Here is a 6,395-nt window from a genome sequence, read left to right on the forward strand (position 1 = left end):
TGTCACACCGGGGGCCAGGCACCTTTTCACAGCCGGAGCCAGGCCCTTTCCACGCCCAGAGCCGCGAACATTGTCCGAAATACCGAACATGAAGGACAGCTTGTGACCGACGCTTCCGTCTCGGCAGCCCGCAGGCCCGGCGAGCAGGCACTCGCCGCACTCGGCCTGGGCGCGCCCGCCCTCGACCCCGCCGACGCCTCGCCGCACAGCTTCCCGGGCGGCGGCCGCTGGCGCACCGAGATCCCCTCGTGCGAGGGTCCCGAAGCGCTGGCCGTCGTCCTGAAGGAGGCCTCGCGCCTCGACGTGCCGATCCACCGCATCAGCCAGGGCAGCGGCGTGTGGATGCTCACCGACGCCGAGATCACCGAGATGGTCGAGGCGACCGGCGAACGGGACATCGAGCTGTGCCTGTTCACCGGCCCCCGCGGCACCTGGGACATCGGCGGCTCGGTCCGCACCGACTCCCGCGGCGGCGGACCGCGCGCCCGCGGCCACGACGCCGTAGCCGGCTGCGTCGAGGACGCCGTCCGGGCCACCGAGCTGGGCGTCAAGTGCCTGCTGGTGGCCGACGAGGGCGTGCTGTGGACCCTGCACCGGGCCCGGCGGCAGGGGATCGTCCCGGCCGACACCACCCTGAAGGTCTCGGCGCTGATCGGGCCGGTCAACCCCGCCTCGTACGCGGTGTACGAGAGGCTCGGGGCCGATTCCGTCAACGTACCCAGCGATCTGACGCTGGATCACCTCACCGAGATCCGCCGGGTGTCCGCCGCCCCCATGGACATGTACATCGAGGCCCCCGACGACCTCGGCGGCTATGTGCGGATGTACGAGGTCGCCGAGCTGATCCGGCGCGGCGCACCGCTCTATCTGAAGTTCGGCCTGTCCAGGGCTCCCGGCATCTACCCCTGGGGCACCCAGCTGCGGGACGTGACCCTGGACACCGCCCGGGAGCGGGTGCGGCGCGGCCGGCTCGCCCTGGACCTGCTCGCCCGGCACGGCGCGGACGGCGGCATGGCGCCGCTCGGATCCCGGATGCCGGGGCCTCTCAACCGCTTCCCCACCACCGCGTGACCCCTCGCCACGACGAGTAAGAACCCCGAAGGACAAGGACGGATCACCATGCGCAACCGCAGAGCCGCACTCGCCGCAATAGCCTCGGCAGCCTCGCTCGCCCTCACGCTGACCGCCTGCGGGCAGAGCGGCGAGGGCGGCAGCAAGGAGAAGTCGGGCGAGGCCAAGGGCGGCACCATCGGCATCGCGATGCCGACCAAGTCCTCCGAGCGCTGGATCAACGACGGCAACAACGTCGTCAAGGAACTCAAGGCCAAGGGCTACAAGACCAAGCTGGTGTACGGCGAGGACGACCCGGACACCCAGGTCTCGCAGATCGAGAACCTGATCACGCAGGGCGTCGGGGGACTGATCGTCGCGGCCATCGACAACAAGTCCCTCAGCAACGTGCTCCAGGAGGCCGCGGACGCGAACATCCCGGTCATCGCCTACGACCGTCTCATCCTCGGCACCAGGAACGTCGACTACTACGCGTCCTTCGACAACGAGAAGGTCGGCCGGCTCCAGGGCACGTACATCGTGCACAGGCTGGGTCTGGACAGCGGGAAGAAGGGCCCGTTCAACATAGAGCTGTTCGCCGGCTCCAACGACGACAACAACACCCGGTACTTCTTCAACGGCGCGATGAGCGTCCTGAAGCCTTACATGGACAGGAAGCAGCTCGTCGTCCGCTCCGGCCAGACCGGGCTGAACAAGGTCACCACCCTGCGCTGGGACGGCGCCACCGCGCAGAAGCGCATGGACGACATCCTGACCTCCTCCTACAAGTCGCAGAAGGTCGACGCGGTCCTGTCCCCGTACGACGGCATCTCCATCGGCATCCTGTCCTCGCTGAAGTCGGACGGCTACGGCTCGGGCAGCAAGCCGCTGCCGGTGATCACGGGCCAGGACGCCGAGCTGGCCTCGGTGAAGTCGATCATCGCCGGTCAGCAGACGCAGACGGTCTACAAGGACACCCGCAAGCTCGCCGACGTCGCCGCGACGATGGTCGACGACGTCCTCAAGGGCAAGAAACCGCAGGTCAACGACGTCAAGTCCTACGACAACGGCACCAAGGTCGTGCCCGCCTACCTGCTGCAGCCGATCAGCGTCGACAAGTCCAACTACCGGCAGGTGTTGGTCGACGGCGGTTATTACACCGAGTCCGAGCTCAAGTAAGCGCCCGCCCCTACGGATTGGAAGGCACGACCATGGCAGGACCCGTCCTGGACATGCGCTCGATCGTCAAGACCTTTCCCGGTGTCAAGGCGTTGTCGGACGTCACCCTGACCGTCCGGCAGGGCGAGGTCCACGCCGTCTGCGGGGAGAACGGCGCCGGCAAGTCCACCCTGATGAAGGTGCTCTCCGGCGTCCACCCGTACGGCAGTTACGAGGGGGACATCCTCTTCGAGGGGGAGGTCTGCCGCTTCAGGGACATCCGGGCGAGCGAGCAGCGCGGCATCGTCATCATCCACCAGGAGCTGGCTCTGGTGCCGTTTCTGTCCGTCGCGGAGAACATCTTCCTCGGCAACGAGCACGCCCGGCGCGGGCTCATCAACTGGAACGACACCCTCGGACACGCCACCGAACTACTGCGCCGGGTCGGTCTGGACGAGCATCCGCAGACCCGCGTCGCCGACATCGGCGTGGGCAAGCAGCAGCTCGTGGAGATCGCCAAGGCGCTCTCGAAGCAGGTGAAGCTGCTGATCCTGGACGAGCCGACCGCGGCCCTGAACGACGAGGACAGCGGCAAGCTGCTCGACCTCATCCTGGAGCTGAAGAACCAGGGCATCACCTCGATCATCATCTCGCACAAGCTGAACGAGATCCGCAGGGTCGCCGACTCGGTGACGATCATCCGGGACGGCCGGTCCATCGAGACCCTCGACGTGAAGGCGCCGGAGACGACCGAGGAGCGCATCATCTCCGGCATGGTCGGCCGCGACCTCGACCACCGCTTCCCCGAACGCACCCCGCACCGGCCCGAGGAGGGCGCGGCCCCGGCGCTGGAGATCCGGGGCTGGACCGTGCACCACCCGATCGACCAGCAGCGCAAGGTCGTGGACGACGTGTCGCTCCAGGTGCGCCGCGGGGAGATCGTCGGCATCGCGGGCCTGATGGGCGCCGGGCGCACCGAACTCGCGATGAGCGTCTTCGGCCGCAGCTACGGCCGGTACGCGGGCGGCGCGCTCCTCAAGGACGGCAGGGAGATCCGCACGAGGACCGTCGCCGAGGCGGTCGGACACGGCATCGCCTACGTCACCGAGGACCGCAAGCACTACGGCCTCAACCTCATCGACACCGTCAACCGCAACATCTCGCTGACCGCGCTGCACCGGGTGGCCCGGCGGGGCGTGGTGGACGAGCACGAGGAGCGGCAGGTCGCCGAGGGCTTCCGCACCTCCATGAACATCAAGGCACCGACCGTCTTCGAGCCGGTGGGCAAGCTGTCGGGCGGCAACCAGCAGAAGGTCGTCCTCAGCAAGTGGATCTTCGCCGGCCCCGACGTGCTGATCCTGGACGAGCCCACGCGCGGCATCGACGTGGGCGCCAAGTACGAGATCTACACGGTCATCGACCGGCTCGCCGCCCAGGGCAAGGCGGTCGTCTTCATCTCCTCCGAGCTGCCCGAACTGCTCGGCATGTGCGACCGCATCTACACCATGGCCGCGGGCCGGCTGACCGGAGAGGTGCCGCGGGCCGAGGCCACACAGGAAGTGCTGATGCGCCACATGACGAAGGACAAGAAGAACACGAAGGACGAAGAGGTGACGCGATGAGCACGGATGTGACCGCCAAGAGCCCGGCCCCCGCGCCACCGGGCAGGAGCGGCTCGGCCGCCGGCTCCGGTCTGCTCCGGCTGGTGCTGGACGGCCTGCGCCGCAACATGCGCCAGTACGGCATGCTGATCGCGCTCGGCCTGATCGTGGTCCTCTTCGCGGTCTGGACCGACGGGGACCTGCTGCTGCCGCGCAACGTCTCCAACCTGGTGCTGCAGAACAGCTACATCCTGATCCTCGCGATCGGCATGATGCTGGTGATCATCGCCGGGCACATCGACCTCTCGGTCGGCTCGCTCACCGCGTTCGTCGGCGCGTTCGCGGCCGTGCTCACCGTGCAGCACGGGTTGTCCTGGCCGATCGCGCTGGTGCTGTGTCTGCTGGTGGGCGCGGCGGCGGGCTCGGTCCAGGGCTTCCTGATCGCCCATCTCGGCATACCGTCCTTCATCGTCACCCTGGCCGGCATGCTCCTCTTCCGCGGCCTGACGGAGATCCTGCTCAAGGGCCAGACCCTCGGCCCGTTCCCGGACGGCCTGCAGAAGATGGGCAACGGCTTCCTGCCCGAGGCCGGCCCGGACACGAACTACCACAACCTCACCCTGCTGCTCGGGCTGGTGCTGATCGCGGCCGTGGTGTGGCAGGAGGTCCGCGACCGGCGCCGCCAGCAGGAGTTCGCCCTGGACGTGCTGCCCGCCCGGCTCTTCCTGCTCAAGCTGACCGCGCTGGTCGCCGCGATCCTCGTGCTGACCCTGCTGCTCGCCAGCTACAAGGGCGCCCCGATCGTGCTGATCATCCTCGGCGCGCTGGTGGCCGGCTACGGCTATGTGATGCGCAACGCGGTGTTCGGCCGCCACATCTACGCGATCGGCGGCAACCTGCCGGCGGCCAAGCTGTCCGGCGTGAAGGACAAGAAGGTCACCTTCTACGTCTTCCTGAACATGGGCGTGCTCGCGGCCCTGGCGGGTCTGGTGGTCGCCTCCCGTCTGAACGCGGCCTCTCCGAAGGCGGGCGTCAACTTCGAACTGGAGGCGATCGCCTCGTCGTTCATCGGTGGCGCGTCCATGAGCGGCGGTGTGGGCACCGTCCTCGGCGCGATCATCGGCGGTCTCGTCCTCGGCGTGCTGAACAACGGCATGAACCTCTTGAGCGTCGGCACCGACTGGCAGCAGGTCATCAAGGGCATCGCCCTGCTGGTGGCGGTCGGGTTCGACGTGTGGAACAAGCGCAAGTCCGGTTCGTAGCACCCACCAGCAGAGGGAGCCGCACATGGAACTGAACAGACGCACGGTCATCGCGGGCGCCGCGGCCGCGGGCCTCGCCGCCACCGCGCTCGGCGGCACCGCCGAGGCCGCCCCGGGCAGGAAACCGGTGAAGGAACTCTTCGGCACGCTCGCCGACGGCACGAAGGTGTACCGCTGGTCGCTGGAGAACGGCGGCACCCGGCTCAAGGTGCTGTCCTACGGCGGCATAGTCCAGTCCCTGGAGATCCCGGACCGGCACGGCCGGTACGCGAACGTCTCGCTCGGCTACGACGACCTCGCCGCGTATGTCGCCGGGACCACCTTCTTCGGCGCCACCATCGGCCGGTACGGAAACCGCATCGCCAGGGGCCGCTTCAGCCTGGACGGCACGGCCTACCAGCTGTCGGTGAACGACGGTGTCAACAGCCTGCACGGGGGTGCCAAGGGCTTCAACACCAAGGTGTGGGACGTCGAGCCCTTCACCTGTGGCCCCGATGTCGGGGTGCACCTGTACTGCACGAGCGTCGACGGCGAGATGGGCTACCCGGGCACGCTGAGGACGAAGGTGACCTTCACCCTCACCCGGCACGGCGACTGGCGCATCGACTACAAGGCCACCACCGACCGGCCGACGGTCGTCAACCTCACGAACCACACGTACTACAACCTCGCGGGCGAGGGCAGCGGAAGCATCCACGACCACGAACTCTGGCTCGCCGCAGGACGGTTCACTCCCACCGACCCGGGCCTGATACCCACCGGCGAGCTGGCGCGGGTCGCGGGCACCCCGTTCGACTTCACCCGGCCCAAGCCGATCGGCCGGGACATCCGCACCGGTCACCGGCAGCTGGTCACCGCCAAGGGCTACGACCACAACTTCGTGCTCGACAAGGGTGTGACCGCGAAGCCGGAGCACGTGGTGACGCTGCGCGATCCCGGGTCCGGCCGCACACTGAAGATCTTCACCGACCAGCCCGGCGTGCAGTTCTACTCGGGCAACTTCCTCGACGGCACGCTGGTCGGCCCGGCCGGGCGCACCTACCGGCAGGGCGACGGCCTGGCCCTGGAGACCCAGCACTTCCCGGACTCGCCGAACGAGCCGTCGTTCCCCTCCACCGTGCTGCGACCTGGGCAGACGTACCGGACGACGACGGTCCATTCGTTCTCGGCGTGAACCGGCTCACACATCGCATGAGTTGAACGCCACTGCCGCCCCCTCCGTATCCAAGGGTGGCCCGTGCTCCCCCGCACGGGCCACCCTTGGACGGATGCGCGGCGAGGTACCGCTCCACCGGCCGTACGTCGCAGATCGCGAACAGCCGGT

5 protein-coding genes are annotated in these 6,395 nt (G+C 68.3%); all 5 read left to right on the forward strand.

Annotated elements, in window-relative coordinates:
- Positions 1-102 precede the first annotated feature (102 nt).
- From AB0H32_RS16550 to AB0H32_RS16570, 5 genes are read left to right on the forward strand one after another with little or no spacing between them, the layout of a single operon-like run.
- Positions 103-1,071, forward strand: a complete 969-nt coding sequence (locus AB0H32_RS16550) for a hypothetical protein (protein WP_361120111.1) — start codon at positions 103-105, stop codon at positions 1,069-1,071.
- A gap of 48 nt (positions 1,072-1,119) precedes the next feature.
- Entirely contained in the window at positions 1,120-2,229 is a 1,110-nt protein-coding gene (gene chvE / locus AB0H32_RS16555) for a multiple monosaccharide ABC transporter substrate-binding protein (protein WP_361120114.1), read from the forward strand.
- A 32-nt stretch (positions 2,230-2,261) separates the two neighbouring features.
- Entirely contained in the window at positions 2,262-3,830 is a 1,569-nt protein-coding gene (mmsA, locus tag AB0H32_RS16560) for a multiple monosaccharide ABC transporter ATP-binding protein (RefSeq protein WP_361120116.1), read from the forward strand.
- The gene (gene mmsB, locus AB0H32_RS16565) at positions 3,827-5,071 is read left to right on the forward strand and encodes a multiple monosaccharide ABC transporter permease (protein WP_361120119.1); all 1,245 of its coding nucleotides are present in this window, start codon (positions 3,827-3,829) and stop codon (positions 5,069-5,071) included. Before mmsA ends, mmsB begins: the two co-directional genes overlap by 4 nt.
- A gap of 25 nt (positions 5,072-5,096) precedes the next feature.
- Positions 5,097-6,245, forward strand: coding sequence for an aldose epimerase family protein (locus AB0H32_RS16570; RefSeq protein ID WP_361120122.1), 1,149 nt, complete (start codon positions 5,097-5,099; stop codon positions 6,243-6,245).
- The last annotated feature ends 150 nt before the right edge of the window (positions 6,246-6,395 follow it).

Origin of the sequence: Streptomyces sp. NPDC020362, assembly GCF_040642095.1 — a bacterium.
GTDB lineage: Bacteria > Actinomycetota > Actinomycetes > Streptomycetales > Streptomycetaceae > Streptomyces.

Coding starts and splice junctions, on each gene's coding strand:
- mmsB (WP_361120119.1), top strand. CDS start 3,827: ATGAGCACGGATGTGACCGCCAAGAGCCCGGCCCCCGCGCCACCGGGC.
- AB0H32_RS16570 (WP_361120122.1), top strand. CDS start 5,097: ATGGAACTGAACAGACGCACGGTCATCGCGGGCGCCGCGGCCGCGGGC.
- chvE (WP_361120114.1), top strand. CDS start 1,120: ATGCGCAACCGCAGAGCCGCACTCGCCGCAATAGCCTCGGCAGCCTCG.
- mmsA (WP_361120116.1), top strand. CDS start 2,262: ATGGCAGGACCCGTCCTGGACATGCGCTCGATCGTCAAGACCTTTCCC.